The sequence below is a fragment of the Bacillus sp. RC240 genome (assembly GCF_044907945.1).
Lineage (GTDB): Bacteria > Bacillota > Bacilli > Bacillales > Bacillaceae_G > Bacillus_A > Bacillus_A mycoides.
This window is the reverse complement of sequence record NZ_JBIYCT010000004.1, coordinates 19,127-44,286: the sequence shown is the minus strand read 5'-3', so window position 1 is coordinate 44,286 and position 25,160 is coordinate 19,127. Positions and strand designations below refer to the sequence as shown.

Here is a 25,160-nt window from a genome sequence, read left to right as displayed (position 1 = left end):
ATGTCAGTGCAATCAGTTTCTTATTCCACACTTCTTAGAACAAATAAAAACTTTAAAAAACTATTTTATGGTCAAACATTAAGTGTACTTGGGGATTGGTTTCATACTGTCGCTTTATTAACACTCGTCTATAGCATAACAGAATCTTCATTTATGTTAGCACTCACCTTTATGAGCAAAGGGTTACCTCAACTTCTTCTGAGCCCATTCATAGGCGGAATTGTAGACCGTTTTTCAAAAAAGAAAATTATGATTTTTACCGATAGTTTACGAGGAATTATCGTCCTCACTTATTTATTAGCATTCTACAAAATTGAAATTATTTTCGTTTCTAACATATGCTTATCAGTACTCTCTTGCTTATTCGAGCCTGCTAAGCAATCAACTCTAAAAAATATCGTACATCAAAAGCATTTCGTAACCGCTAACTCTCTTTCTAGTACAATCAATGGTTTTATGTCTATTATGGGAGCTTCTTTAGGTGGGCTCATTGCACAATCTTTAAGTATCGAGATTGCCTTTTTTATTAATAGCCTATCATACTTTATTTCAGCCTATATTATTTATAAAATAAAGATCCCTTCTCGTGACACTTTTAGCAAGAAAAAAGCGTTTTTCACTGATATAAAAGATGGTTATACATACATATTACAAAGCAAAATTATTTTAACATTAATTCTTGTCGGCATTTCATGGGGCATTATTGGAGGTGGCTATCAGTTACTTCTAACAATCTATGCCGAAAGAATCTTCCACACTAACATTGGCATTTTATATATGGTTCAAGGGGCTGGACTTATGATTGGCAGTCTCCTCGTTAATCTTTATATGTCTAAAAATGAAGACAACATGAAAAGATCATTTGGCTTGGCCTATTTACTACAAGGAATTTTCTTTCTCGGATTCATTCTATCCGATCAACTTATTATCGGTATCATTACTCTATTTTGTATGCGCATAGCAGGAGGAATCATCGTTCCACTTGATACGACATTGCTTCAAACTTACACGAAGGAAAATATGATGGGTAAAGTCTTTTCATTCCATTATTCCATTTACGGATCTCTTATTCAGTTATCTATGTTTATTACAGGATGGCTTTTAGAAATCCTTTCTCCTCAAGTAATTGGTAGCTTGTTAGCTATATGCTGTATTTTTGTTAGTTTTATATGGCTTTTCTTGTTTTATGGCGGGGAACTTAGTGAAGAATCTACTATCACTTAATGGCATGTATATGTACATGCCATTTTTATTTTTGTCGAAATTCACAAGAAAAAGGCGATTTATTTCTCTTACGTTCTATTTTTTTAGAATGTACAATAAATTTAGATTATAAGAAAGGGGCTAAAATAATGTTTGAGGATCGACTTACCATTTCAGCAGAACAACAAAAGCTAATTTCCAATGCAACTCGCATTCAAATTCTTCACCTTTTAAAAGACGAAACACTCACTGCAAAACAAGTATCTACTAAACTAAATAAATCTGCTGGTAGCGTTCACTATCACATCCAAATTTTATTTGACGGAGGCTTACTTGAATTAGTAGATACAAAGGAAAAACGAGGGATTATTGAAAAGTACTATAAAGCAAAATCTGCTCACTTCTATATTGAAGAAGCAGGAACGGAAGGAACAAATACAGGGAGCCATATTGTATCTCATTTATTTTTAACTCCAGAGGAATTACAACAACTCACTTGGGAGCTCTCACAAGTTTTATTACGCTGGGAAAGCAAAACCGCTCGTCAATCAGCCTCAGAAGAAGAATACGCTATTTCCTGCCGGATTAAAAAACAATGAAAGAAAGGTCCAATTGTTTATGAAAAATAAATTATTATTATTGTCGGGAACAGGAATTTCTCGTTTAGGTGATTTTATGTATCTCATCGCTCTAAACTTAATGGTGTTAAATAGCACAAACTCCCCTGCTGCTGTAGCAGGATTATGGATTGTAGGTCCAATTGCCACCGTTGTTACAAAAATATGGTCTGGTAGTATTGTAGATCGATTAAATAAACGGTCAATTATGCTCATCGCAGATATTATTCGAGCAGTTCTCATCGGCTGTATTCCACTATTTGATTCTATTTGGGCCATTTATATTTTTATCTTTTTGACTCGCATTGCTACATCATTTTTCGATCCAGCTTCATTCACTTATAAAACAATGCTCATACGAGCTGAAGAGCGCGCTCAATTCAACGCTTGGAATAGCTTATGTACAAACGGGGCTTTTATTATCGGTCCAGCTCTTTCTGGAATACTTCTCACTACTTACTCGGCAGACTTTGTTATTTACTGCAATTCACTTTCATTTCTACTTTCTACAATTCTCATTTACTTCTTGCCAAACATTACATTACAAACAAAGCAAAACGAAGAGGTTGCAAATACTTTCGTACAAACATTACGAAGTGATTGGAAACAAGTTTTTTCATTCGCTCGAACGGAAACTTACATTATTCTCATATTCGTTTTATTTCAATCCACTATGCTTGTTTCTATGGCACTCGATTCACAAGAAGTTGTTTTCACAAATCAAGTACTGTTTTTATCCGATATAGAATATAGCATGCTTGTTAGTATAACTGGTGCTGCTTACGTTTGCGGTTCATTTCTCGTCTCTCTCTTTGCCAAACGATTAGCAATTCAACATTGTATCGGATTAGGTATGATTTTCACAGCAATAGGTTATGTGATTTTTGCCTTTTCAAATTCATTTATAGTCGCAGCGAGCGGTTTCATTTTACTTGGTATTTCTTCATCATTTGCTGGTACTGGCTTTATAACATTTTATCAAAATAACATCCCTGTACATATGATAGGACGTATCGATAGCGTGTTTGATTCAATAAAAAATTTCATCCAAATCTTTTTCATTTTAGCAATTGGAGCATCCGCACAATTTCTTTCCGTTCAAATTACTGTAATCAGTAGTTCATTACTCATTCTTTTCCTTTCCTGTTTATTAGCAATCCGGGTAATGACGCCTTCACGAGAAAAATATTTTAAAGCTACAGGATCATCTTTGGAATATTAACCGCAACATAAAAAGCCGCTATTTGCCGGGCAGTAAGATCCCAATTGGTGTGGGCTAATAATCAGTGGGGGATGAACAAAACCCCCACTGATTAAAATTTCACTTTATGTTAAAATATTTATTGGATCTGATTATGTAGGGGGGCTATTTTGGAGATTATATTCATTTTCATATGTATTATATTAGTAGCTTCTATTTTACAAACAAGTACAGGTTTTGGCTTTTCTATTATGGCAACACCTTTCTTACTCATGCTATTTCTACCACAAGAAGCTATACAAATAAATATCATTTTATCATTAATTATTTCCATATCACTCATTTGGAAAATAAGAATGGACATTGATTTTATTCTACTGAAAAGATTAATTTTCGGAAGTATAGTTGGTGTTCCTTTTGGTATTTTAATTTTCATTTCCATTAACATCAACACATTTAAATTAGCAATTAGCATCCTGCTCTTACTATTAACGTTGATGCTAATATGCAACTTTAAGATTAAATCAACAAAATCTAGAGATTTCTTAGTGGGTGGATTATCCGGTCTTTTAACGACAAGTATCGGTATGCCAGGACCACCCCTGTTACTTTACTTTACAGGAACTGATACGAAAAAAGAGAAGTTGAGAGCAACTACTTTGGCTTTTTATCTGTTTATATATTTCATTAGTCTAGTAACTCAAATACTCTTTACTGGCACAAACAAAACAATTTGGGAATCAAGTTTTTATGCTATTCCAATCGTATTTCTAGGTTTGTATATAGGTCAAATTATTTTCAAATGGCTTAATCAACGGATTTTTAAATTTTTTACATATACCCTTTTGAGTTGTACAGGCATTTATCTTCTCATTGAAAGTTTGAATTTGTTATAAATAAGTTTTTTAAATTAGAAGGTGCTTTAGAGTGTGCAATAACACATAGATCTAAACGAATTTATTGGTTTGGTGTATTTTTAAGTGCAGTGGAGTATTTCACATCAAAAATTAAACAAATTTATTTTAACCCCGTCTTAAAATCGGAACGGGGTTATACGTGTTTTAAGTTTTTAAATTAAATAACTTTATTGTCAGTTTACAATTAGTAGTCCCACTGATGATTCTTTCATGAGAAGAATATTTTAAAGCTACAAGATCATCAATAGAATACTAACTAAACCATAAAAAGCGGCTATTATGCCGCTTTTTACATTAAATATTTTAAAAATAAAAGACCGGATGTTACTATGACAAGAACATTGAAATAAATCATCCAGCCTTTCTCAAAATCTTTATATTTCTCTTCTTTTACTCCATGCTGTTTTAATTTCATAATAATCATAGCTAGTTCTTGTTCGTGCTCTATACTTCCAAATTGTATATATTTTTTATTATATTTAATCCCGTATACGTTTTTCATTTTTTTATGTTGTGAAATTGCTTGAATATCTTCTATTAACATACTGTATTCATTTACCTTTTTAAAATAACAATCTAATCCTTTCATCAGCAACCTTTTATTTGTTAAAACGATATAATAGTAAAAAGTTGCACCTACAGTATAAATATTCGGTATTACTTTTGTATTTACCATGCATCCCTCTTCTACTAACAGTTCATCCTCAATTTCTTCATTTTTTTGTAACTCTTCGCGAATTGATTCTTCTAACATTTGTAAAGTTAATTTTTTTAGCAGTTCACCATTTCTCACATAATACTTATCTATATTTATAGAATCATTCGCTTCTTTCTCTAAACGTGTAATTTCTTCTTCTGAATATTGGAGCTCATTTAACATCGATAATAATCTTTTATCCATATTACACACTCCCTTTCCACAGTTTTTGAAGTTTTTTCTTTCCACGAGAAATTCGATTGTATATATAGTCAGCCGTTACTTTTAATTCTTTCGCAATATCGTCAATGGAATACCTATCAATATACCTCTTTAAAAAGATATACCGATCCTTTGTATTTAAATCTTGTACGAGTTCCATAATCTCTTCTTCTTGTTCTATTTCATACCTATCATGGATACTTGTATCTATTTCTACGTCTTTATCGATTTTATTCTCTTTATATACTTTCTTTTTATATTCCAATGCCTTTAATTTAGTAATACCAATCATCCAAGATTTTAAGTTTCCCTTTTCTATATCAAATTGTTCGATATTAAACCAAATGACAGTAAATACATCATTATAACAATCATCTACATATTGTTTTTCAATAGGGGTACTTAATGATTTATGAATAATGTACAAAATTAATTTTCCATATTGATCAATTACTTCTTTCAAAGCATCTTGATCGCGTTTTTTCATAGCTATAATTAAATCCTCTTCAGAATCGAAAATCATAAACATCTTCCTTCCTCAGTTCCCCTTTAGCAGCTGCTTTTACTTACTATTGGCATTTCATTCTCATTTTCTATCACTTTTGTAAAAATTTATTAATTTTTATTTCTATGTATATGATAACAAATAAAATACCTAAGTTCAGAAAGTAGTATCTACATTCTGAACTTAGGTATTAACAATCAAACTATTCACTTAAACTAACGTTTTATCACAAAGCTCTGTTACATTTTTAAAGTATTGCAAGTTCTCCTTCGCTTCAGCTTCGTTAAATAAATTGAGCTGCTTCATTATTTCAGCGGCAAATTCAACGTACGCAGACCCTACCGCTGTTATGATTTTTCCATCAACGGTTACATCTTTATTTTGTTTATATTCCCATTCATGTAAATGCGCTAATTGTTTTTCATCTGATGTTAATGATGTTGAGAATTTCTTCTTATTAAGCACTCCTGCTGCATGTAGTAAAGATGTCCCTGCACAAATACCCGCTATCCATTTATTTTCCTTATGTAATTCGTTCACGATAGATAACAACTTTTCATTTTCTAAATGCTCAAAAATATGTCCTCCCGGTACGATAAAAACTTCATAGTCCGCTACTTCAATATGCTCGATAGAGACATGTGGTTGACACAAAAAACCACCCTCTCCTGTAACTGTTTTTCCGTCTACTGTTGCCGTTATTATTTCGAATTCCTTACTTATCAAAAATAAACTCGCTACATTCACTTCAAATTCTGCAAATCCATCAAATAAAAAGATTAAAGCTTTCTTCATGTTATCGCCTCCTCTATACCTATTCGAAAACAATCACATTTCTCCTCCAAAAAAGACAAACCCGCATTACAGGTTTGCCTTTTTACTTATTTCTTATTTAATCCTTTTTCATTTAAAAACTCTTTCATATGCATTCTTTTCTCTTTGGACATAAATGAACTCATTGATTCTGTCCATGTTACGTTTTTTTGATTTGACGATCTTTCCTTGTAATACGCACTCATCGTTTCATCATATTCGTTTAATAATTCATCATATTTCTTTTCATCGTATCCATTTTCATGAAGAATTGCTGCTACCGGTAATCGTGGTTTTACTCCATGCTCTTCATCTGGTACTCCGACTGTCATTCCGAATACCGGATATACTTTATCCGGTAAATGAAGCAATTCACTCACTTCTTTCGGGTTATTACGAATTCCGCCAATATAACAAATACCGTATCCTAAAGATTCAACTGCAAGTGCTAAGTTTTGTGCAAATAATGAGGCATCTACTGTTGCTACAATAAAGTCCTCTACTCCCTCATGTTTAATCTCTGTTCCATGTTTTTCACATGCCATTTCAAGTCGCTTTAAGTCTGCACAACAAACAAAGAATGCTGCGCAGTCTTTCACGTGACGATTCCCGGATAACTCAGCTAGTTTACCCTTGAGTTCTTGATCTGTTACATATATAAGAGAATACGCCTGTACAAAATGTGAGGAAGCCGCATGTTGTGCAGCTTGCACCATTCTTTCTACTATCTCTTTTGAAATTGGTTCTTCTTTATATTTACGAACTGAAACGTGTTTCTCCATTTTATGTATCATCTCATTCATGAAAATCACTCCTTTTTTCTCTTCATAATGAAAAATTACCATATCTTTTTCATTATTCACAACTTATAAGCACAAAAAGAGCAATTCTTTTCGAATTGCTCTTTTTTAATGTTTATTAATACGGTATATGAAATTATTTCGACGTTTTGGCAAATAACGACGAATTTATATGCTGTTATGCAATGCTTGTTAAGCTGCTTTCAACACTTTAATACCTTTTACGATATTCCAAATGAAGTAATAAATCCCTACAAGAATGAACACTGCATATGTAATCATCATTCCAATTCCAGCACCATCAGATTGATTGAAGCTTAAACCGTATACGCCCGACACTGCTAATCCTCCAAATAAAATTGCGTATGGGAAAACATGTGACCAAAATGCTTTTTTTGCGTGGTATTTCACTTCATCTTCCGCAACGAAGTACACGATAATTGGTAGTAAAAATGGTGCAAAAAAGATACTAAAGTAACATAACGAAGATAAAATATTATTTCCTTTCATCCGATTCACCTCTAAAGTTTTTTGTTACCTTCATTATGTCAGGAAACCTTTCCAGAAACTATCGCTTTACCTTTCATGAACATGACATTTTTGTAAGATTTCCCTCGAAATAAATCCCGCCTCAAATTTCGGGCGGGATTACTTTCACTATATTCGATTCATAAACCAATATTGCGTAATCGCTAAATATTCTCGTACATTCGATGGAATGATAATTGGCTTCGGTGTTTTGGCCGGAAGCCCTTCTAATTGCAAACCTTGTTTTGCAGCTATTTTTTTCGCTCTAAACATATGGAAATCGTTTGTTACGATCATACCTTTTTTCATATTGGCTGGAATTAAAGGTTTTGAGAATTTAATATTTTCATCTGTGCTCGTCGACTTATCTTCCATTATAATGCGGTCTTCTGCAATATTTTGTTTCATTAATCCTTGTTTCATCGCTAATGCTTCTGTAATATCTTCACCTTTTCCTTGGCCTCCAGATACAATAGCAATTGTTTTATCATGTAATTTTAAATACTCAGCTGCTTTATCAATACGATATTGCAATGAATAAGAAGGTTTTGTTCCATTTACTTTCGATCCTAGTACAATTATATAATCCGCATCATCAATTGCATTCATATGCCCATGCTTATAAATGTTATATTGTAAAAAACCCGCATATACGGCGCAAATCATTATAACAACTAAAATATACTTGATTATTTTCTTCTTTCTCATATCCATATACCCCTATTTCCTTTACTTCCTTCATCATAATATCCATTTATTCGTTTGTATACAGACAAATTCCAATTAACCCTAATTTATCCTCCAAAAGGTAATATTTCTATTAATTTCGGGAATAGTAAGTACAACTTCGCACGAAGGAGTGTCCCTATTGCTTCTCTTTTTATGTAACGTATCATTCTTTTTTATCTTATTTTTACTATCACTTAAGCTACTTGGTAAATCTGCATTAGCACAACTAACTCCTCATGATTTTGGGGCTATTATCTTTTTATCCTATTTAGCTTTTCAAGCCATACCAGTCGCTGGTGCTTTACAAGCATTTCTCGGTATGGTCGTTATTACATGTTTGCATTTGCTTCTTACAAAATTAAGCCTACTCAACAAACTAAATCGTTTTATTCTCGGACACCCCATTATTTTAATTAAACATGGTGATATTATTTTTGAGAACTTACAAAAAAGTAGATATCCGATCCCTGAATTGCTTTCTAACCTTCGCGTCGCAGGATATCCAAGTGTTCATGAAATTGAGTATGCGATATTAGAAGCGAATGGAGCTATTAGTATTTTACCAAAAAGAGAACTTGTGCCTCTGACTCCAAAAGATATGAATATAGATGTTAAGTATGCAGGCTTACCAATTGCTCTTATCGTTGATTCACAAATTCAATACGATAACTTAAAATTAATCCATAAAAATGAAAAGTGGTTACATGCAGAGTTAATGGAGAAAGGCGTTACAAATATTAAAAATGTGGCTTTCGCTTCTGTTCAGGAGACAGATGGATCTTTTGCGATTAGTTTAAAAGAATAAAAAAATCCCCTTAACTTGTTCAAGGGGATTTTCTTCACTATATTGCTTCCTTCTCTCTCGCCATGTTTAACGGAACAGGATGTTTCATGCGATTCATCGTAAATACGATAATTGCTGTCAATACTTCCGCTACTGGCATAACGAGCCAAATTCCAGTTATACCAAATACTTTTGGCATAATCCATAACAATGGGATAACAAATAGTAAACCTCGGCTCATTATTATAAGTACTGATTTTTTCGTTTGTCGCACTGATTGGAAGTATTCTCCGTATACAATGTTATAGCCTAAAAATACATATTGAATAAAGAATAAACTAATACCTGTTAACGTTAACTCCAGTAGTTCTGGCGATTGAACATCAAATAAACCAATAATATATTTCCCGAAGAATAAACCGATGACAATTGCAATACCTCCGAGTACTACCGCAATTTTTACAGCGAACTGCAATCCTTCACGTAATCTTTCTGATAAATTTGCACCGTAATGGAAACTAGCGATTGGTTGTAACGCTGCACCAACACCGAAGAATAATAGCAATGTCATTGCATGAATACTATTCACCATCGCATAAGAAGCTACACCTAGTTCTCCTGCATATTGAACGAACGCAATATTAAAACCGATCGTTACGATTGCAACTGTACTTTCTGCTGTAAAGCTTGGGAAACCGATCACCATAATTTGTTTAACCGTATCCCATTCAAAATGGAATTTCGTCCACTTTAAAACACTATTTTTTCTAAAGAAGTGAGTTAATAATACAAGGAAACCAATTGCTGCCGAAAGAATAGTCGCTGAAGCAGCACCAGTTACACCCCATCCAAAGATGAAAATAAAAATATAGTCGAACACTATATTTAATACAGCCGTTACAACAAGACCTGCCATTGCTAAATTAGGATTTCCGTCATTTCGTATAAATGTACTTAAAATATTTTCTAAAACGTATATCATTCCAAATGTTAATAACACCTGTAAATAGTCTAATGCGTATGGTAAAATCACTTCATTCGCACCAAATAAATATGCTAAATCTTCTATTCTCCATAAGCAAATAGCCGCTAAAACGCCAACGATAACAACTGCTACTGTCATAGATTGAGTAAAGATAGACCTTGCTCTTTCCAGTTTATTTTCACCTAGTGCAATGGAATATAGCGTTGCTCCGCCCATTCCAATCCATAATGAAATAGAGAAGAAAATTGAAAATGCTGGAATAGCTACGTTTACTCCGGCTAAACCGTTCGCTCCAACTCCTCTACTAATCATGACTGCATCAATCACAATATTAACCGACATTAATACCATCCCAAGAACAGCTGGTATTAAATACGTAATAAATAAACTTTTAATTGGTTTTTCTCTTAATTTTTCTGTTGTTTCCATCATATAAATGCTCCTTTTTCAATGCTCTGTTCACAGTTTAAACCTTCAAGTTACTTGAAGGTCAATAGAGAATCGAAAAATATATAAGCCTATTTTTTAACAACAGGTATTTGAATTTCCGTTACTTGCTCCTTCGGATTTTCTGTTACGGACCAATCAATTAATGCAAGTTCCAGTGCATCTCCGCACACTTCATATCCTTCGTTATCAATGTGCTTTAATAATTCCGTATACGTTGCGTCTGTTTCTTCATATGGTCCATGGTGATAAGAACAGGCAAATATCCCTTCTTTTATTTCATCTGAAGTATGCGCTTCAAAAGGCATGTAATCCAATAAAATAAACACACTGTTATATGCTTGAAATTCATTTTGCATTAATGCTTTTTTTGAAACTGTTACACCGATATCACCTGAAAATAAACTATTATCAATTTGCTTCATATTTTTTTGCAACGAATGGATATAATATTCAAACATATCATCCGTTGTATTTGGTGCAACTGCAATTGCTGTAATTTTTCGTTTCGGTATCTTTTTATAAATAATTTGATTTGCTTCAGATTTCGTCGCTTTCTTCATTAAATGGATTTTATGTTCCATTTTTGCCAAAGCATACTCGATTTCTCTTTGTTTTTTCAGCATCATTTCTTGTTGTTTTTCAAGTAAATTCAGCGCATAAGATGGATTTCGTTCATCAATATATTTCTTTATTTCCTTTAATGGGATGTTCAATTGGCGTAAAAATTTAATCGTATCTAATAGTGAAAACTGATCAATTGTGTAATAACGATAATTGGTTTGAGGGTCAACAATTGACGGATGAAAAATCCCTTTTTCATCATAATAACGTAATGTAGATTCCGCTATATTATGCATTTTCGCCATTTCCCCAATTGTAAAACGTTGATTTAATAACATTTTTCTTTCTCCATTCATTATATGTAAACTTTATTACTTCCTATTATATATCTATATCCCCCGTTTCTAAAACGAATCCTCTCATGAAAATCTGCTATTTTTTCATTGATTTTTAATAAATTTTATTATATATTAATTACAGGTTCAAATTACAAGTTCAAAAGAACTCGTAAATAGACCCTTTGTTTAATGGATCTTTACATATTATCATTAGGCAAATTCCGAGAAATCGTATGATAAAAATAAAAAATGATGAGGAGAGGATCAAATGGAATTCGAATTTTTCTTTCAAATTGCACTTATCTTATTAAGTACAAAGCTTGCTGGTGACCTTAGTGTTAGATTAGGTCAACCTTCTGTACTCGGTAAATTAATTGTTGGTATCGTTATCGGTCCAGCTATATTCGGATGGATTGAAAATTCAGATCTTCTAACACAATTAAGTAATGTCGGAGTTATTCTTTTAATGTTTATGGCAGGACTTGAAACAGACTTAGAAGAATTAAACGCAAATCGTAATTCTTCTTTAGCTGTTGCACTTGGAGGTATCGTTCTTCCATTCGTAGGTGGTTACGTTGCCGGCCTTGTTGTCGGTATGGAACAAGGGAATGCTGTCTTTTTAGGATTACTTCTATGTGCAACAAGTGTTAGTATTTCCGTTCAAACACTTCGTGATTTAGGTAAAATGAAAACACGTGAAAGTACGACGATGCTTGGAGCCGCTGTATTTGATGACATTCTTGTTGTTATTTTATTAGCATTTGCAATGAGCTTCTTAGGCACAGATGACGTTAACTTAACAATGATTATCTTGAAGAAAGTAGTATTCTTTGCTTCTATCATTTTAATTGGCTGGAAAGGTGTTCCAGCAATCATGCGTTGGTTATCACCACTTCGCGTATCTGAGTCTATCGTTAGTGCTGCGCTTATCATCTGTTTCTCATTCGCATACTTCGGCGAACTATTAGGAATTGCTGGTATTATCGGTGCTTTCGCAGCTGGTATCGCTATTTCTCAAACGAACTACAAACATGAAGTAGAAAAGAAAGTAGAACCAATTGCTTACGCTATGTTCGTTCCAGTATTCTTTGTTAGTATCGGTATGAATATTACATTTGACGGTATTGGCGATCAAATTTGGTTCATCTTAGCATTAACAGTTATCGCTGTATTCACAAAACTAATCGGTTGTGGATTCGGTGCACGAATCACTGGATTTGATGCAAAGTCTTCTGCAATTATCGGTGCTGGTATGGTTTCTCGTGGTGAAGTTGCACTTATCATCGCAGGAACAGGACTTTCTTCTGGCCTATTAGCACAAGATTACTTTACAGCAATCGTTATCGTAGTTATTTTAACAACGATGATTACACCACCAATGTTAAAATACACTTTTGGTGCAAAAGATAAAGCAATGAAAGCAAGTAAATAAGTTTACTATAATAAAAGGAGATTGCTATCTTAAAAGATAGCAATCTCCTTTTTCATTTTCTCTTTAAACAATTCCATTCATTTTTAACCATTTTTCAAAAATGGAGCGTGCTTCTTCATCATCGATATCATCACGAAATGAATAGACTTTAATGCCGTAATCATCTATATATTCACCTAGCTTCATTTCACTTACTTTCTCATAAAGACTCCCTGCTTCATATTCTGGAATATATGCATCCCAAACTGCCTCATTTATTCTTTTGTACGCTGTCACTTCTAAATCATAACCATCTTCATAATATCCGATGTGATAATGTTTGTTAGGATCATATTTCTCCATTAAAAGCTCCTCCTAATAAACAAAAGCGAGCCTTATATTACAGCTCGCTCCTCTCGTTCTATTTATTAAATACGTTCCATCGCTGTCTTCAACGTTCCGACAATAAAAGCAATTTCTTCACCTGAAATAACGAGCGGCGGTGCTAATGTTAATACGTTATTATACCCTGCTGTTGTCATACCGTTGCGTCCGATAATGAGCCCTTTTTCTTTACAAGCATTTACAACACTTGCAATTTTGTCATTATCAATTGGTTCTTTCGTCGCTTTATCATTTACTAGTTCGATTCCAACTAATAGCCCTTTCCCTCTAATATTTCCAACAAGCGGATGTGCCCCAATTTCTTCTTTTAATTGATTTAATAAAAGTGAACCCATTTGTGCAGAGCGCTCAATTAAATTTTCATTTTCCATAATCTCTAAGTTTTTAAGTGCTAATGCACAAGCCGCTGGATTTCCACCAAATGTATTAATATGACGGAAGAATTCATATTCTCCTGTTCCTTTAAATGCCTCATAAATTTCTTTTTTTACAGCTGTTGCTGATAATGGTAAATATGCGCTCGTAATACCTTTTGCCATCGTAACGATATCAGGCTTAACGTCATAGTTCATAAACCCAAATGCTTTTCCTGTACGCCCGAAACCACAAATAACTTCATCACTTATAAGTAGTGCTCCGTGTTTTTGACATGTTTCGTGAATTGCTTTCATATAGTCTTGTGGTGGCATTAAAATACCTCCGCCTGTAATAATTGGCTCCATAATAAATGCTGCTATCGTTTCACTTAATTCCCATGTCATAACACGATCTACTTCTTTTACGCATTCTACATCATAAATATTTTGTGATTCCATTTCTGGCATGCGGTAACAATCTGGAGGCGTTACATGTAAAAAACCTGAAGCGAATGGCTCATATTGGTATCTACGCTGTGCTTGTCCAGTCGCTGCCATCGTCGCCATTGTGTTTCCGTGATAACCACGATAACGTGACATAAATTTGTAACGATGAGGTTCACCTTTTTGAGCATAATATTGTCTTGCTATTTTAAAAGCGGTTTCATTCGCTTCTGATCCACTATTAGAGAAGAAAATAACATACTCTCCACCAAGCCACTCGTTTAACTTTTCAGCGAGCTTAATTGCTGGTTCATGTGATTGTGACATCGGAAAATATGATAATGTTTGCAATTGCTTATAAGCTGCCTCTGCGAGCTCTTTTCTTCCATACCCACTATTTACACACCAAAGGCCACTCATACCGTCTAAGTATCTTTTCCCCTGTATATCTTCAACCCAGCACCCTTCTGCTTTCGCCCCTACCATTGTACTACTCGGGCTAAAGGGACGCATTCCGTGCCACACATATTGCTCATCTTTTGCTAATAATTCATCGGTTTGTTTTGTCTTCATCATTTCTTCCACCTTCCATAACAACTTATTTTTCACAAAGCTGCGCTGGTACCATGATGAGTTAAATTTCTCCCTGCCTATTTTCATTCCACAAAATTAAGACAAATCCTACTTACAAAGCAGTATTATTTACAATAAAATGACAAAAGAAAAAGGAGCTTTTCTTATATATCGAAAAGCCCCTCTTTTTTAATGTGAAGACGCATCGCTAATACCATGACCAGTATTAGATTTCACAAGAATTTCATCAAATTTCGCTGCATCTTCTTTCTTACTAGATAAAACTGTCCCTAAATATGCTGCAAGGAATCCAAGCGGAATTGAAATAATTCCAGGTGTCGTATATGGGAAAATCGCTTCCCCAACAAATATAGCTTTTCCAGCTACTGGGTTCCAAACGTTTGGACTTAACGCTACGAGAACAATCGCTGATACAAGACCAACAATCATACCAGAAATTGCTCCTGTTGTATTAAAACGCTTCCAATAGATTGTAAATAATATAACCGGTAAGTTTGCACTCGCTGCAACTGCAAATGCTAGTGATACTAAAAATGCTACGTTTAATGTTTGAGCAAATAAAGCAAGTATAATAGATACTATCGCCACCCCAATAGACGCATAACGCGCCATTGACACTTGCTCTTTTTCCGTTGATTTTCCTTTACGAATAATCTCATTATAAAAATCATGCGCGAATGCTGATGCTGCTGTTAACACAAGCCCTGCTACTACAGCTAAAATAGTTGCAAAAGCAATTGCTGATACGAAAGCAAATAAGAAATCTCCGCCTAATGCTTTTGCTAATAAAGGTGCTGCCATATTACCAGCAGGGTTTGCTTTAATAATCGCCTCATTTCCTACAAACGCTGCTGCTCCAAACCCTAAGAAAATTGTCATAATATAAAACGCGCCAATTAACCACGTCGCATATACAACAGATTGACGTGCAGTTTTTGCATCACGTACTGTAAAAAAGCGGACAAGAATATGTGGTAATCCCGCTGTACCAAGGACTAGTCCTAAATTTAAAGAAAGTGTATCAAGACCATCCTTATACTTTACTCCTGGATTTAAAAACGAATCTTTTAATGGAGTAGCTGTTTTCATGTGAGCGAACATTTCAGTCACACTGAAATTAAATTTGGAGAAAACGATAACAGAAATAATAAATGTCCCTGCCATAAGTAGTACAGCCTTTACAATTTGAACCCAGCTCGTAGCTGTCATTCCTCCAAAAATAACATACACAGTCATAAGTGTACCTACGATTAATACAGATGTTGTATATTCAATACCTAATAATAGTTTAATAAGTGCACCCGCACCAACTAATTGTGCAATCATATAAAAAATTGAAATCGTCATCGTATTAAGCGCTGCTATACCACGAACTTTTTTCGCATCAAAACGTGCCGCAATCATATCCGCTAACGTGTACTTCCCTAAATTTCTAAGCGGTTCTGCGACAAGATATAGAACAACTAAATAAGCAACTAAAAAGCCGATACTATAAAAGAACCCATCAAACCCAGTTAACGCTATCGCTCCGGCTATACCAAGAAATGACGCAGCAGACATGTAATCCCCAGCAATAGCCAGACCATTTTGCCAGCCAGTTAATCCCCCTCCAGCCGTATAAAATTCACTCGCATTTTTCGTTTTTTTCGATGCGAAATACGTGATAACGAGCGTACCAAGGACAATAATTAAAAATAGTGCAAACGCAGTAGTATTCAAATTCAGCCCCTCCCTTTTTGCATATCTTGCAGAATTTTTTGCGAAATTTGATCAAAGGATTCGGCTTTCTTGCTGTAAATCATACATAATGACCATGTCATAATAAATTGCGCAAAAGCAAATACCCATGCCCATGTCACATCACCAAACGCCGGTGTATTAAGCACCTTTGAATAGGATGTTAAAATAGGTAGTGCTATAAAAAAACTTAAAAAGAAAATACTCATCGGAATGATAAACTTCTTTTTCGTATTTAATAACAATTGAAACTCTTCAGACTGAACAACTTCTGTATAATCCACCTCATTTTTTAACTTACGTGCTGACGTATCATCTCGTTTCATTCTCTGGTCCCCTCTCTTACTTGAAATGCACTTCCCCCTTGCATACCTAAAAACTAAATTTTATAAATATTCAGAAACTTATTTTCATTTTAGACAATCCGTACATTCCTGCAAAGATTTTTCGATAGACATTTTTCGGCATTTTTCCCTAAGTTTTTAATATACTTTTTCACCATAAAATTCGAGTACTTCAATCCACACCAATCGGGATAAAAAAAGTAGTGCTTATCGCACCACTTCTGTCTTTTTCTCTTTTTCTAAATTACGGGCTGTTTCGCTTAATTCAACTTCTTTTCCATCTTTAAGCGTTCCAAATATAAAATCGAATACTGGATTTGAAACACCAAACCAAAACTTTTCATTTTTATAATGGTGTAATATATGCTGTTTTTTTAGCCATCTTCCAAACTTAGTGAAGGGACGAATCGGTTTATGTGCAATATAATGTTTCCATTCATAAACGAGGAGCATGATAATCATTCCGATTCCGAATGAAAGTGTAACAGTAACACTTTTTGTAATACCATACGTTATAAGTAAATATATAGTAAAGCTAGGTATACTAAACCATACAGGCAAAAATAAAAGCTTTAAATCATCTGGATATACGTGATGATCATAATGTAATCTTCTTAACATTTTTAATAAAAATGCGTTTTTAGGCGGCTTTAGATGGAATAAAAAACGGTGTGTCATATATTCGTTAAACGTATAAAAAACAATCCCAAACATACACGCTAACATACCAATCCATGTGAAAAATTGCATTTTTAAAATAATGATAAAAATTAATAAAATACTATACATAATAACAATATCATGTTGCAAAAAGAACTCTTTTACCACTCTCTTCATCGTTCTTCCCCCTTTTCCAAAAAAACAGCCGTAACATATCGTTACGACTATTTTTTTCTATTTTATTCTATTCACTTTACAAATTTGCCTGCTGTTCTATTGCCGAGAAAAAAGTGTTCGGACCAAATATATTTTGCTTCGGAATAATGTGTTCTACTGCAAACACTGTTACTTCTCCTCTTTGTACTTCTCCAATAATGAGACCAAATACTTCATGATTTACCGCAAACGTTGGTTGTTTCGTTTGCAGTAACCTTGCTGCATTTTTAAATACCGCTTCATATAATGGGTTCCTGTCAGTAATTTCTTTTCGGATTTTTGGTGCTAACGTGATGATAATTTCTTTTCCGTCAATAGTGGTTCGATACATAAAAATCTCCCCTTCAATCTTATGTGAACAACTGTAAAGCTTTGTATGCAAAATGGATGGAATATCCTACTAAAATAATACCTGCTCCGGCTGTAATATAGCCAAGTGCTTTTGGTTTTAATAAAGTTCTTCCAAAATGTACAGAAAAAGCAATATTTAAGTTCCACAAAATAATACCAACAATAATGCAAAGACTGTACAAAAAAGCTTCTTGTTTCGTTACCTTTGTAAGCAATGAGCTAAGTGTACTTCCGTATATACCAAACCAAAAAACGAGATTTAATGGGTTGGATATCGCAATTAAAAATCCCGCCATAAAAGATTGTTTAAGTCCACCTACCTCTTCTTTGTTATATTCCATATTCGAGTGGGAGATTCCTTGTTTTACACTTTGAAATCCTAAATAAAATAACAGGAAAAACCCAGTGCAGTACATAAAAGCTTGTACATATGTATACATAAACACAGAAGATAAACCAAAATAAATAAGAAGCATAAACAAAATATCAGCAGTCATTCCTCCGATTCCAACAATCCACGCATGCCAAAATCCACGTTCAATTCCACGTTTTAACATTTCAATATTAATTGGACCTACCGGCGCAGCTAATGAAATACCCAATACTATTTGTTGTATAATTGCTCCAAACATCGCTCTATCCTTTCTACTTCTTTTACTATTAAGTAATGATGCAAATATAGAAAATAGACTAGCTTTCATAAAAATTATTCACTAATACAATACCCTTTTTTATCCAAAATATACAAAAGAGCCATCAGTTGATGGCTCTTATTTCTCTACTCTATGATGAAAAGGACATTTACCTTTAACCGGCTCAATATCATCCCCTATGAAATATTGTTTCCATTCACGATGATTAGGATCGCCGTAGTGACTAATGTTAGGGTGCTTCGGCAACTGATCCCACTTTTCAACTCGTTCACGGACCATTTGTCTTGAATACGACCCTTTAGGACGATCTCCTTCTAATCCCTCGAAAATAGTTCGTGGCTGGAATCCAATAACGAGAGAATTTCCTAAATGCCTAGTCTTTCGCTGTTTATAAGCCGGCGCATTTCCAAACGCAAATATCGGTTCACCACCAAATGAAAATTCCCATAAATAATGATCTGGATCTTCAGGAATTTGCTTCGGCCATGTTTGATCATCGTTTTCATGTAAATATTGTAGTACTTTCCAAAAATAATCTCGATAATATTCGATTGATTTCTCTTCACATTCCGGCTCTACAAAAAGAAAAAAGCCTCTTCTTACAATTGGCCGTTCTTTCATTAACTCCAAAAAAGATAACATTGTATTGGGTAAATGCCCCCAATCATTATGAGAGAGAAATGAATAACGAAGTTCATTCTTTTTCAAAGCTGTTAAACCGAAATAACACGGAAAAGTTGGTTCTAGCACGACATTCGAAAAATCATGAAATTCTTTTGCAACCCAATTCGGTATGTCGGCTCTATTTTTCATCCCTTCATTATCTAATAAATAAGACTCATCCATTCTTTCACCTCATTATGTACAGCATTCACTTAAGAATATTACATACTCGGCTTGTCCTATACCTTTTTAAAAATTCGAGAAAAAATTAATTCAAAATACAAAATTTTAAAAACGCTTACTTGACTAAATTCTACCAATTCATGTATATTTAAATTAATCATTTGGCAGAATATTCGAGAATATAGCATTTTTTATTTATATTATTTTTTAATGAATTTCACTAAATGAAAAAAGGAATCGTTTTTAGGAGGAATTGTGACATGCAAGGAAAAGTAAAATGGTTTAACAATGAAAAAGGTTTTGGATTTATCGAAATGGAAGGCTCTGAAGATGTATTCGTACATTTCTCTGCTATTCAAAGCGACGGCTACAAAGCTTTAGAGGAAGGTCAAGAGGTATCTTTCGACATTACTGAAGGAAACCGTGGACCTCAAGCTGCTAACGTAGCAAAACTTTAATCCCACATATGACAGGAGGTTACCTTACTTGGTAACCTCCTTTGTTATTCCTTTGTATATTTCCGTTTTCCAGAGCAAAAACTATGTGAAATGCGCAAAATACAAAGGAGGCAATAACAATGGGGTCACATGTAAATGATTTTGAAGAAGTAAAATTCCGTGTAGAAACTGCACAAAAAATGGTAGGTTCTGCAACAATTTCAATGGATCCAGACACATTAGAGCATGCCACTACTGCAGTAGAATCGGCTCGTTCTCAGCTTGAAATCATGAAATCCGTTGCAACGGATTTAGATGAGCCATTTCTAATGAATGAAGAAAAAAAATTAAGTAAATGCGAGCATCAATTACACGAAGCAAAGCACTAAAAAACATCCAGAGAAAATTCTCTGGATGTTTTTTTATGACAATTGCTCCCCATACTTTTTCAACTTCTCTCCAACCGTACATTGCCGTATACAAAAAGAATGGGCATAGTATTTACTATGATTTTTCCGATTATGTTCCTGCAGGAAACATCCTCCGCAATACGTTTCTAATAAGTCATTTACCTCTGTAATGAGTTGCTTCTTCTTCACGTGTGCACCTCTCTATTCGGTTATTTCTTTATGACTATCAATTGTCGTCCCTTCTAATGCTTGCGCTGCTAATTGATGTGCCTCTTTATTTTGTTTTCTAGATATCGGTTCACAAATAAGCTTTAATTTCAGTTGCTTCGCTTTTTGTTCAATTTGGTCTAAGTAATGATTTAAATGTTCATCATAGCAAGGCCATTCACCAGCTAATTGCTGCAGTACAACTTGAGAATCTCCACGAAGTGTAACTGCTTCATATTTAATTCCTAATTCCTCGAGTGTATTCATCCCGTATAATAATGCTGCATACTCCGCTTCATTATTATCATATATGCCTTCTATGTATGCATTGCGACGAATTCGGTAATTTGTATTTCCTTTTTTATAGTATACACATATACCAACCCCAGCTTCTTTCGTCTGCACATCATAACCACCATCAAAATAAACTTGAATTTCTTGCGGATCTTCCTCCACTTGCTTACTCAGTTTTTTCATTTCTTTTAATGACCATTCCGCGTCCATTTCATCGAAAAATAAAAGTTCTTTCACCCTACCTGTTTTCTCAAAATCCTCTGCAAATTGCAGTACATCTTCTATGTTCATATAATCTGTCGTTAATTCCGTCTGCAAACCGCGCTTCGTTTTATACAACCAATGAATTTTATATTTCATACTAGATTCCCCTTTTATAAGACTTCTTATATGTAGCCAGCTAATGAAAGCCTCACTTTATTTTATTATATTGTATCAAGAGTCACAGCATTATATTCAATGTGATTACATACAAAAAGAGCTATCCCTATAGGAATAGCTCTTTCATCTATTGCATAAATCTTTCAAATTGCACTCGCTTATTAATCCAGTACATTACAGGCATACCAATTGCCATTACAACAAATTCACCAACTGCACAAGTTAGCCATGTCAATAAAAATGGCAGATCAAACGCAAGATGAAGTTCAATTGCAATCATAAACATTGTGAATGTAAAAATAACTGTATTAAAAATCATACGAGCCCAAACACCTTTAATGAAGCGCATAGAAATAATAGTTGCAAGTAATGCAAGAATTGATTGCCCTACTCCAAATACTAAATCATAAGCGATCATAGGTGAGAAAAAGAGATTCGTTAAAAATACACCTAATACAATCCCGTAAATTGCTTTCTTATTGAATACAACGAGATGATTAAACATCTCTGAAATACGAAACTGTACACTCGTAAAGCCAAATGGCTGAATAAGCATAGAAACAGCAATATATAATGCCGCTAAAATACCATTACCGACTAATGTTCTTATATTCATGACAAAATCTCCTTAGTTTTTTTACGTGGGATGGTTTCGAACCACGTTATTCGTTTTTAAGCAACAAGATTATATTTTACGCAATAGGCACTCTTTCGTCAATAGATTCCTATCATTTACTACCTTTTTTCTTTTGGACAACGTATAATAAAACATATGAAAGATTTAGGAGGTTTCACTTCATGACAGCAACAATTCAAAATGAAAAAGTGATCGTTTCCATTTCTGACAAAGGTGCAGAATTACAAAGCGTTCGCTTAAAAGAAGATAACACTGAATACTTATGGCAAGGCGATTCTACTTATTGGGGGCGCCGCGCACCAATTTTATTCCCAATTGTCGGCCGATTAGTAGATAATACATACTACGTAGATGGTAAACCATATTCTTTAACACAACACGGCTTTGCTCGTGATCTTACATTCTCTGTAAAAGAACAAAGTGAAACGAATATTACTTATATTGTTACTAGTAATGAAGAAACATTAAAAAAATACCCATACGAATTCGAATTACTCGTTTCTTATGAGCTAGATGGACAAATCGTTCATGTAACATATGAAGTAAATAACCCTACTTCAAAAGAGATGTTCTTCTCAATCGGAGCACATCCTGGTTTCAACTTCCCCTTATTAGAGGGCGAATCATTTACAGATTATCATTTATCATTTAATGGTTCTGAACGCTTAGAAACAAGCGTATTAGAAGGACCTTATCTTTCAAGTAAAAAGCAATTAATCGCTGAAAATACGAATGAATTACCACTTACATACGATTTATTCAAAAATGATGCACTTATTTTTGAAAATATGAATACGGATGAAATCTCTATTCGTTCTCATAAACATAATAAATTTGTAAAAGTAGAATTTGACGGATTCCCATTTGTCGGTGTATGGACACCAGGCAAGAACGCACCTTTCTTATGTATTGAACCTTGGTACGGGATTGCTGATGAAGTAAATCCGGCAAAAGATTTCAAGGAAAAAAAAGGAATTCAATCTTTACAAACGAATGAAACATTTACATGTCGTTATAGTATTACAATCGGCTAAGTCACTCTATCCCCTACTTCAAAGAAACATATAAGTAGGGGATCATCTTATAATTTGGAGGTTTCTCATTTTGATTGAAGTATATATTGATGGTGCATCAAAAGGAAATCCTGGTCCTTCTGGTGCAGGAGTGTTTATTAAAGGGGTGCAACCAGCTGTACAGTTATCATTGCCCCTTGGGACAATGTCCAATCATGAAGCAGAATACCACGCTTTACTTGCGGCATTAAAATATTGCACGGAGCATAATTATAACATTGTCTCTTTTCGTACCGATTCGCAGCTTGTCGAGCGAGCTGTCGAAAAAGAATACGCAAAAAATAAAATATTTGCACCACTATTAGAGGAAGCACTGCAGTACATAAAAAGTTTCGATCTCTTTTTTATTAAGTGGATTCCAAGTAGTCAAAATAAAGTTGCTGATGAATTAGCTAGAAAAGCTATCTTACAAAATTAACGGGGGTATGAGTGTGAAAAAAGATTGGGTTGCTCCTCTTGCTTTATTATTTGTCTCTTTTATTTGGGGAGCTACGTTTGTTGTCGTTCAAAATGCTATGTCTTTCGTTGGTCCATTTACTTTTAATGGTATTCGCTTTTTATTCGCTGGAATTATTTTATTATTCGTTCAAATGATTTTCTCAAAAAGAGCTTCAAAACAAGATATAAAACAGTGTAGCTTCGCTGGATTAATTGTTGGATTCTTTTTATGTATTGGCTATGTATTACAAACATTCGGCTTACTTTATACAACTTCTTCAAAAGCTGGTTTCTTAACAGGGCTTAGTATCGTTATGGTACCAATTTTGTCTTTTATCTTTTTAAAACAAAAAGCTACCATTTTTATCGTAATGGGCATTGCTGTAGCAACAGCAGGTTTATACTTATTAACGGCTGGTGATTCTTTTCAATTAAACATTGGAGATATACTCGTTCTCGGTTGTGCAGTTGCTTTTGCTGCCCATATTCTTGTTAACGGTTTCTTTTCTAAGAAAATATCACCTTTATTACTAAGCACCTCTCAAGTATTAGCTGTCGGTATATTTTCTTCTATTTGCGCTTTTTTGTTTGAAGATTGGGAAAAATTATTTTCAGTTTCACTATGGACGAATCAATCCTTTTTATTCGCTCTATTTCTAACTTCCCTATTTGCGACATCCATTGCTTTTTTCATTCAAACATCGGCACAAAAACACACTTCTCCAACGAGAGTAGCAATAATCTTCGCAATGGAGCCTGTTTTTGCAGCATTAACAGGCGTTCTAGTTGCAAACGAACAACTTTCTATTTCTGCCATTATCGGTTGTTTATGTATTTTCCTAGGCATGGTTTTTGTTGAGCTACCTTCCAAAACAAAAAAAGAAGCGCAGGCTGCGTGAAGTTATGCTTGTAACTTCCGCATAAAAGCCTTAGCGCTTTTTTTATCTGTAATTTCTTCCTCTTTCAATCGTTCTAATAACGCAACAAAATAACTGCCATCAAACTGTAATTGATGTTTAATCGTCGCTTCTATTGCTACGTTCACAATCCCATCAGATGCACCAGTATATCCTTGTCCGAACATAATAAATCCTTGTGCTTCCTCTGATAATTTAAATCCTTTCGTATGTAAGAATGAAAGATAATCTTCTACTGTTTGCATGATATTCCCACCTACTCAAAAATTCTCCACTTCCTATCATACATGTTTTTATACTCTATGAGAATGAAATTTATTTGACAACTTTGTAAATCTATCGTCTACTTCTTAGAAAAAAGAGGAGTTCCTTACAATATAAAAGAATATGTAAAGTGGAATTTATTTTATATTAAAGGGGATATCGAATGAAACAAGCACTATTAATTATCGATGCTCAGCAAGAATTAATGGATGGAAATGAACAAGAAAATGAAGTTTTTCGTAAAACCGAGCTATTATCTACACTAAATACAGCCGTACAGAAAGCAATAGATTCAAATGCCCTTATTGTTTTCGTAAGAGATATCGATGTTGCTTCTGGTAGCGGAGAAGGATTTGAAGTACATAATCAAATTAAAGTACCTCAGTCTGCAATCCTTATTAATAAAGCAGCAACAAACGCATTCTATGGCACTTCTTTACTTGAACTTTTAAAAGAAGAGAAGATTAGCCATATCGTTATCGGTGGATGTAAAACAGAACATTGCATCGATACCGCCGTTAGAACAGCAACTGTACAAGGATTTGACGTTACATTAATTAAAAATGGTCATTCCACAACTGATTCTAACGTGTTATCTGCAGAGCAAATTATTGGTCATCATAATAAAACTCTACATGGACATTATAACGTTGATCATTTTTCAATGGTTAGAGATGTCGAGGAAGACCTTTTTCAACCTATTCATGATCAATATCGCGATTAATATGGCTATAA

Annotated in this window: 32 protein-coding genes and 1 riboswitch; of the genes, 12 read left to right on the top strand and 20 right to left on the bottom strand. The window is 34.1% G+C overall.

Features of this window, described 5'->3' with window-relative positions:
- The 4 genes from ABH955_RS15340 to ABH955_RS15325 all read left to right on the top strand — a co-directional run bounded on the left by ABH955_RS15340 (position 1) and on the right by ABH955_RS15325 (position 3,917).
- Complete coding sequence (locus tag ABH955_RS15340) at positions 1–1,224, top strand: MFS transporter (protein ID WP_404491303.1); 1,224 nt, start codon at positions 1–3, stop codon at positions 1,222–1,224.
- A gap of 128 nt (positions 1,225–1,352) precedes the next feature.
- The gene (locus ABH955_RS15335; RefSeq protein WP_113938438.1) at positions 1,353–1,802 is read left to right on the top strand and encodes an ArsR/SmtB family transcription factor; all 450 of its coding nucleotides are present in this window, start codon (positions 1,353–1,355) and stop codon (positions 1,800–1,802) included.
- Positions 1,803–1,821: 19 nt separating this feature from the next.
- A complete protein-coding gene (locus ABH955_RS15330) occupies positions 1,822–3,042 on the top strand; it encodes an MFS transporter (protein WP_000791669.1) in 1,221 nt (406 codons plus the stop codon).
- 149 nt (positions 3,043–3,191) lie between these two features.
- Complete coding sequence (locus ABH955_RS15325) at positions 3,192–3,917, top strand: sulfite exporter TauE/SafE family protein (protein WP_404444708.1); 726 nt, start codon at positions 3,192–3,194, stop codon at positions 3,915–3,917.
- Between the two features lie 310 nt (positions 3,918–4,227).
- Here ABH955_RS15325 and ABH955_RS15320 read toward each other — a convergent pair whose 3' ends face one another.
- From ABH955_RS15320 to ABH955_RS15295, 6 genes are all read right to left on the bottom strand, one after another.
- Entirely contained in the window at positions 4,228–4,839 is a 612-nt protein-coding gene (locus ABH955_RS15320) for a flagellar motor switch protein FliG (RefSeq protein WP_404444711.1), read from the bottom strand.
- Between the two features lies 1 nt (position 4,840).
- Complete coding sequence (locus ABH955_RS15315) at positions 4,841–5,386, bottom strand: sigma-70 family RNA polymerase sigma factor (protein ID WP_404491301.1); 546 nt, start codon at positions 5,384–5,386, stop codon at positions 4,841–4,843.
- 186 nt (positions 5,387–5,572) lie between these two features.
- Positions 5,573–6,157 (bottom strand): type 1 glutamine amidotransferase family protein, encoded by a 585-nt coding sequence (locus ABH955_RS15310; protein WP_404444717.1) that lies wholly within the window; start codon positions 6,155–6,157, stop codon positions 5,573–5,575.
- Positions 6,158–6,243: 86 nt separating this feature from the next.
- On the bottom strand, positions 6,244–6,978 hold the full coding sequence (gene nfsA / locus ABH955_RS15305; protein WP_404491299.1) for an oxygen-insensitive NADPH nitroreductase: 735 nt from the start codon (positions 6,976–6,978) through the stop codon (positions 6,244–6,246).
- 189 nt (positions 6,979–7,167) lie between these two features.
- Positions 7,168–7,485 (bottom strand): magnetosome magnetite crystal formation protein family, encoded by a 318-nt coding sequence (locus ABH955_RS15300; RefSeq protein ID WP_002064599.1) that lies wholly within the window; start codon positions 7,483–7,485, stop codon positions 7,168–7,170.
- Positions 7,486–7,632: 147 nt separating this feature from the next.
- Positions 7,633–8,211, bottom strand: a complete 579-nt coding sequence (locus ABH955_RS15295; RefSeq protein WP_033708135.1) for a YdcF family protein — start codon at positions 8,209–8,211, stop codon at positions 7,633–7,635.
- Positions 8,212–8,371: 160 nt separating this feature from the next.
- Here ABH955_RS15295 and ABH955_RS15290 point away from each other — a divergent pair, with 160 nt between their 5' ends.
- Complete coding sequence (locus ABH955_RS15290; RefSeq protein ID WP_219301895.1) at positions 8,372–9,037, top strand: DUF421 domain-containing protein; 666 nt, start codon at positions 8,372–8,374, stop codon at positions 9,035–9,037.
- A gap of 37 nt (positions 9,038–9,074) precedes the next feature.
- On the opposite strand, the gene ABH955_RS15285 is transcribed toward ABH955_RS15290, so the two are convergent.
- On the bottom strand, positions 9,075–10,430 hold the full coding sequence (locus ABH955_RS15285; RefSeq protein WP_219303702.1) for an MATE family efflux transporter: 1,356 nt from the start codon (positions 10,428–10,430) through the stop codon (positions 9,075–9,077).
- A gap of 89 nt (positions 10,431–10,519) precedes the next feature.
- Positions 10,520–11,350 (bottom strand): MerR family transcriptional regulator, encoded by an 831-nt coding sequence (locus tag ABH955_RS15280; RefSeq protein ID WP_002086530.1) that lies wholly within the window; start codon positions 11,348–11,350, stop codon positions 10,520–10,522.
- 268 nt (positions 11,351–11,618) lie between these two features.
- On the opposite strand from ABH955_RS15280, the gene ABH955_RS15275 reads away from it, so the two are divergent.
- A complete protein-coding gene (locus ABH955_RS15275) occupies positions 11,619–12,782 on the top strand; it encodes a cation:proton antiporter (RefSeq protein ID WP_404491297.1) in 1,164 nt (387 codons plus the stop codon).
- Positions 12,783–12,845: 63 nt separating this feature from the next.
- On the opposite strand, the gene ABH955_RS15270 is transcribed toward ABH955_RS15275, so the two are convergent.
- From ABH955_RS15270 to ABH955_RS15235, 8 genes are all read right to left on the bottom strand, one after another.
- Positions 12,846–13,124 carry a DUF3986 family protein gene (locus tag ABH955_RS15270; RefSeq protein ID WP_404444724.1) on the bottom strand — a complete coding sequence of 93 codons (279 nt, stop codon included), beginning with the start codon at positions 13,122–13,124 and terminating at the stop codon, positions 12,846–12,848.
- Between the two features lie 65 nt (positions 13,125–13,189).
- Positions 13,190–14,539, bottom strand: a complete 1,350-nt coding sequence (locus ABH955_RS15265) for an aspartate aminotransferase family protein (RefSeq protein WP_033732064.1) — start codon at positions 14,537–14,539, stop codon at positions 13,190–13,192.
- 189 nt (positions 14,540–14,728) lie between these two features.
- Positions 14,729–16,279 (bottom strand): solute symporter family protein, encoded by a 1,551-nt coding sequence (locus ABH955_RS15260; RefSeq protein WP_113937089.1) that lies wholly within the window; start codon positions 16,277–16,279, stop codon positions 14,729–14,731.
- A gap of 2 nt (positions 16,280–16,281) precedes the next feature.
- Positions 16,282–16,623: a DUF485 domain-containing protein gene (locus ABH955_RS15255; protein WP_404455994.1), complete on the bottom strand. Its 342-nt coding sequence runs from the start codon at positions 16,621–16,623 to the stop codon at positions 16,282–16,284.
- A gap of 225 nt (positions 16,624–16,848) precedes the next feature.
- Complete coding sequence (locus tag ABH955_RS15250; RefSeq protein ID WP_219301847.1) at positions 16,849–17,478, bottom strand: sterol desaturase family protein; 630 nt, start codon at positions 17,476–17,478, stop codon at positions 16,849–16,851.
- A 76-nt stretch (positions 17,479–17,554) separates the two neighbouring features.
- Positions 17,555–17,848, bottom strand: coding sequence for a hypothetical protein (locus ABH955_RS15245; protein WP_002086539.1), 294 nt, complete (start codon positions 17,846–17,848; stop codon positions 17,555–17,557).
- A 19-nt stretch (positions 17,849–17,867) separates the two neighbouring features.
- A complete protein-coding gene (locus ABH955_RS15240; protein WP_002086541.1) occupies positions 17,868–18,500 on the bottom strand; it encodes a LysE family transporter in 633 nt (210 codons plus the stop codon).
- 138 nt (positions 18,501–18,638) lie between these two features.
- Positions 18,639–19,367: a YqcI/YcgG family protein gene (locus ABH955_RS15235; RefSeq protein ID WP_404444734.1), complete on the bottom strand. Its 729-nt coding sequence runs from the start codon at positions 19,365–19,367 to the stop codon at positions 18,639–18,641.
- Between the two features lie 260 nt (positions 19,368–19,627).
- Here ABH955_RS15235 and cspB point away from each other — a divergent pair, with 260 nt between their 5' ends.
- Together cspB and ABH955_RS15225 are read left to right on the top strand one after the other, a co-directional pair.
- Entirely contained in the window at positions 19,628–19,825 is a 198-nt protein-coding gene (cspB, locus tag ABH955_RS15230) for a cold shock-like protein CspB (protein WP_002011904.1), read from the top strand.
- A gap of 119 nt (positions 19,826–19,944) precedes the next feature.
- Positions 19,945–20,193: a DUF2564 family protein gene (locus ABH955_RS15225; RefSeq protein WP_002011905.1), complete on the top strand. Its 249-nt coding sequence runs from the start codon at positions 19,945–19,947 to the stop codon at positions 20,191–20,193.
- A 33-nt stretch (positions 20,194–20,226) separates the two neighbouring features.
- Here the strand turns inward: ABH955_RS15225 and ABH955_RS15220 are convergent, their stop codons facing one another.
- The 3 genes from ABH955_RS15220 to ABH955_RS15210 all read right to left on the bottom strand — a co-directional run bounded on the left by ABH955_RS15220 (position 20,227) and on the right by ABH955_RS15210 (position 21,712).
- On the bottom strand, positions 20,227–20,403 hold the full coding sequence (locus ABH955_RS15220) for a zinc-finger domain-containing protein (RefSeq protein ID WP_002011906.1): 177 nt from the start codon (positions 20,401–20,403) through the stop codon (positions 20,227–20,229).
- Between the two features lie 12 nt (positions 20,404–20,415).
- The gene (locus tag ABH955_RS15215; protein WP_404444739.1) at positions 20,416–21,075 is read right to left on the bottom strand and encodes a ribonuclease H family protein; all 660 of its coding nucleotides are present in this window, start codon (positions 21,073–21,075) and stop codon (positions 20,416–20,418) included.
- A gap of 148 nt (positions 21,076–21,223) precedes the next feature.
- Entirely contained in the window at positions 21,224–21,712 is a 489-nt protein-coding gene (locus tag ABH955_RS15210; protein WP_404491295.1) for a QueT transporter family protein, read from the bottom strand.
- Positions 21,713–21,718: 6 nt separating this feature from the next.
- Positions 21,719–21,763: riboswitch (PreQ1 riboswitch) on the bottom strand.
- 131 nt (positions 21,764–21,894) lie between these two features.
- On the opposite strand from ABH955_RS15210, the gene ABH955_RS15205 reads away from it, so the two are divergent.
- From ABH955_RS15205 to ABH955_RS15195, 3 genes are all read left to right on the top strand, one after another.
- Positions 21,895–22,767 (top strand): aldose 1-epimerase family protein, encoded by an 873-nt coding sequence (locus ABH955_RS15205; RefSeq protein WP_404491293.1) that lies wholly within the window; start codon positions 21,895–21,897, stop codon positions 22,765–22,767.
- Between the two features lie 70 nt (positions 22,768–22,837).
- A complete protein-coding gene (locus tag ABH955_RS15200) occupies positions 22,838–23,224 on the top strand; it encodes a reverse transcriptase-like protein (RefSeq protein WP_002011911.1) in 387 nt (128 codons plus the stop codon).
- 13 nt (positions 23,225–23,237) lie between these two features.
- Positions 23,238–24,143, top strand: a complete 906-nt coding sequence (locus tag ABH955_RS15195) for a DMT family transporter (RefSeq protein ID WP_404491292.1) — start codon at positions 23,238–23,240, stop codon at positions 24,141–24,143.
- Positions 24,144–24,145: 2 nt separating this feature from the next.
- On the opposite strand, the gene ABH955_RS15190 is transcribed toward ABH955_RS15195, so the two are convergent.
- Positions 24,146–24,406 (bottom strand): DUF6123 family protein, encoded by a 261-nt coding sequence (locus ABH955_RS15190; RefSeq protein WP_001195213.1) that lies wholly within the window; start codon positions 24,404–24,406, stop codon positions 24,146–24,148.
- 182 nt (positions 24,407–24,588) lie between these two features.
- Between ABH955_RS15190 and ABH955_RS15185 the strand changes: the two genes are divergently transcribed.
- A complete protein-coding gene (locus ABH955_RS15185; RefSeq protein WP_002186259.1) occupies positions 24,589–25,149 on the top strand; it encodes a cysteine hydrolase family protein in 561 nt (186 codons plus the stop codon).
- Positions 25,150–25,160: the final 11 nt, after the last annotated feature.

Excerpts from the sequence above, each read along its gene's own strand:
- ABH955_RS15275 (WP_404491297.1), top strand. The coding sequence starts at position 11,619 with ATGGAATTCGAATTTTTCTTTCAAATTGCACTTATCTTATTAAGTACA.
- ABH955_RS15295 (WP_033708135.1), bottom strand. The coding sequence starts at position 8,211 with ATGAGAAAGAAGAAAATAATCAAGTATATTTTAGTTGTTATAATGATT.
- ABH955_RS15310 (WP_404444717.1), bottom strand. The coding sequence starts at position 6,157 with ATGAAGAAAGCTTTAATCTTTTTATTTGATGGATTTGCAGAATTTGAA.
- ABH955_RS15320 (WP_404444711.1), bottom strand. The coding sequence starts at position 4,839 with ATGGATAAAAGATTATTATCGATGTTAAATGAGCTCCAATATTCAGAA.
- cspB (WP_002011904.1), top strand. The coding sequence starts at position 19,628 with ATGCAAGGAAAAGTAAAATGGTTTAACAATGAAAAAGGTTTTGGATTT.
- ABH955_RS15300 (WP_002064599.1), bottom strand. The coding sequence starts at position 7,485 with ATGAAAGGAAATAATATTTTATCTTCGTTATGTTACTTTAGTATCTTT.
- ABH955_RS15335 (WP_113938438.1), top strand. The coding sequence starts at position 1,353 with ATGTTTGAGGATCGACTTACCATTTCAGCAGAACAACAAAAGCTAATT.
- ABH955_RS15215 (WP_404444739.1), bottom strand. The coding sequence starts at position 21,075 with ATGAAATATAAAATTCATTGGTTGTATAAAACGAAGCGCGGTTTGCAG.
- ABH955_RS15330 (WP_000791669.1), top strand. The coding sequence starts at position 1,822 with ATGAAAAATAAATTATTATTATTGTCGGGAACAGGAATTTCTCGTTTA.
- nfsA (WP_404491299.1), bottom strand. The coding sequence starts at position 6,978 with ATGAATGAGATGATACATAAAATGGAGAAACACGTTTCAGTTCGTAAA.
- ABH955_RS15265 (WP_033732064.1), bottom strand. The coding sequence starts at position 14,539 with ATGAAGACAAAACAAACCGATGAATTATTAGCAAAAGATGAGCAATAT.
- ABH955_RS15255 (WP_404455994.1), bottom strand. The coding sequence starts at position 16,623 with ATGAAACGAGATGATACGTCAGCACGTAAGTTAAAAAATGAGGTGGAT.
- ABH955_RS15225 (WP_002011905.1), top strand. The coding sequence starts at position 19,945 with ATGGGGTCACATGTAAATGATTTTGAAGAAGTAAAATTCCGTGTAGAA.
- ABH955_RS15240 (WP_002086541.1), bottom strand. The coding sequence starts at position 18,500 with ATGTTTGGAGCAATTATACAACAAATAGTATTGGGTATTTCATTAGCT.
- ABH955_RS15315 (WP_404491301.1), bottom strand. The coding sequence starts at position 5,386 with ATGTTTATGATTTTCGATTCTGAAGAGGATTTAATTATAGCTATGAAA.
- ABH955_RS15285 (WP_219303702.1), bottom strand. The coding sequence starts at position 10,430 with ATGGAAACAACAGAAAAATTAAGAGAAAAACCAATTAAAAGTTTATTT.
- ABH955_RS15210 (WP_404491295.1), bottom strand. The coding sequence starts at position 21,712 with ATGAATATAAGAACATTAGTCGGTAATGGTATTTTAGCGGCATTATAT.
- ABH955_RS15205 (WP_404491293.1), top strand. The coding sequence starts at position 21,895 with ATGACAGCAACAATTCAAAATGAAAAAGTGATCGTTTCCATTTCTGAC.
- ABH955_RS15185 (WP_002186259.1), top strand. The coding sequence starts at position 24,589 with ATGAAACAAGCACTATTAATTATCGATGCTCAGCAAGAATTAATGGAT.
- ABH955_RS15245 (WP_002086539.1), bottom strand. The coding sequence starts at position 17,848 with ATGTATCGAACCACTATTGACGGAAAAGAAATTATCATCACGTTAGCA.
- ABH955_RS15280 (WP_002086530.1), bottom strand. The coding sequence starts at position 11,350 with ATGTTATTAAATCAACGTTTTACAATTGGGGAAATGGCGAAAATGCAT.
- ABH955_RS15190 (WP_001195213.1), bottom strand. The coding sequence starts at position 24,406 with ATGCAAACAGTAGAAGATTATCTTTCATTCTTACATACGAAAGGATTT.
- ABH955_RS15235 (WP_404444734.1), bottom strand. The coding sequence starts at position 19,367 with ATGGATGAGTCTTATTTATTAGATAATGAAGGGATGAAAAATAGAGCC.
- ABH955_RS15250 (WP_219301847.1), bottom strand. The coding sequence starts at position 17,478 with ATGAAGAGAGTGGTAAAAGAGTTCTTTTTGCAACATGATATTGTTATT.
- ABH955_RS15340 (WP_404491303.1), top strand. The coding sequence starts at position 1 with ATGTCAGTGCAATCAGTTTCTTATTCCACACTTCTTAGAACAAATAAA.
- ABH955_RS15270 (WP_404444724.1), bottom strand. The coding sequence starts at position 13,124 with ATGGAGAAATATGATCCTAACAAACATTATCACATCGGATATTATGAA.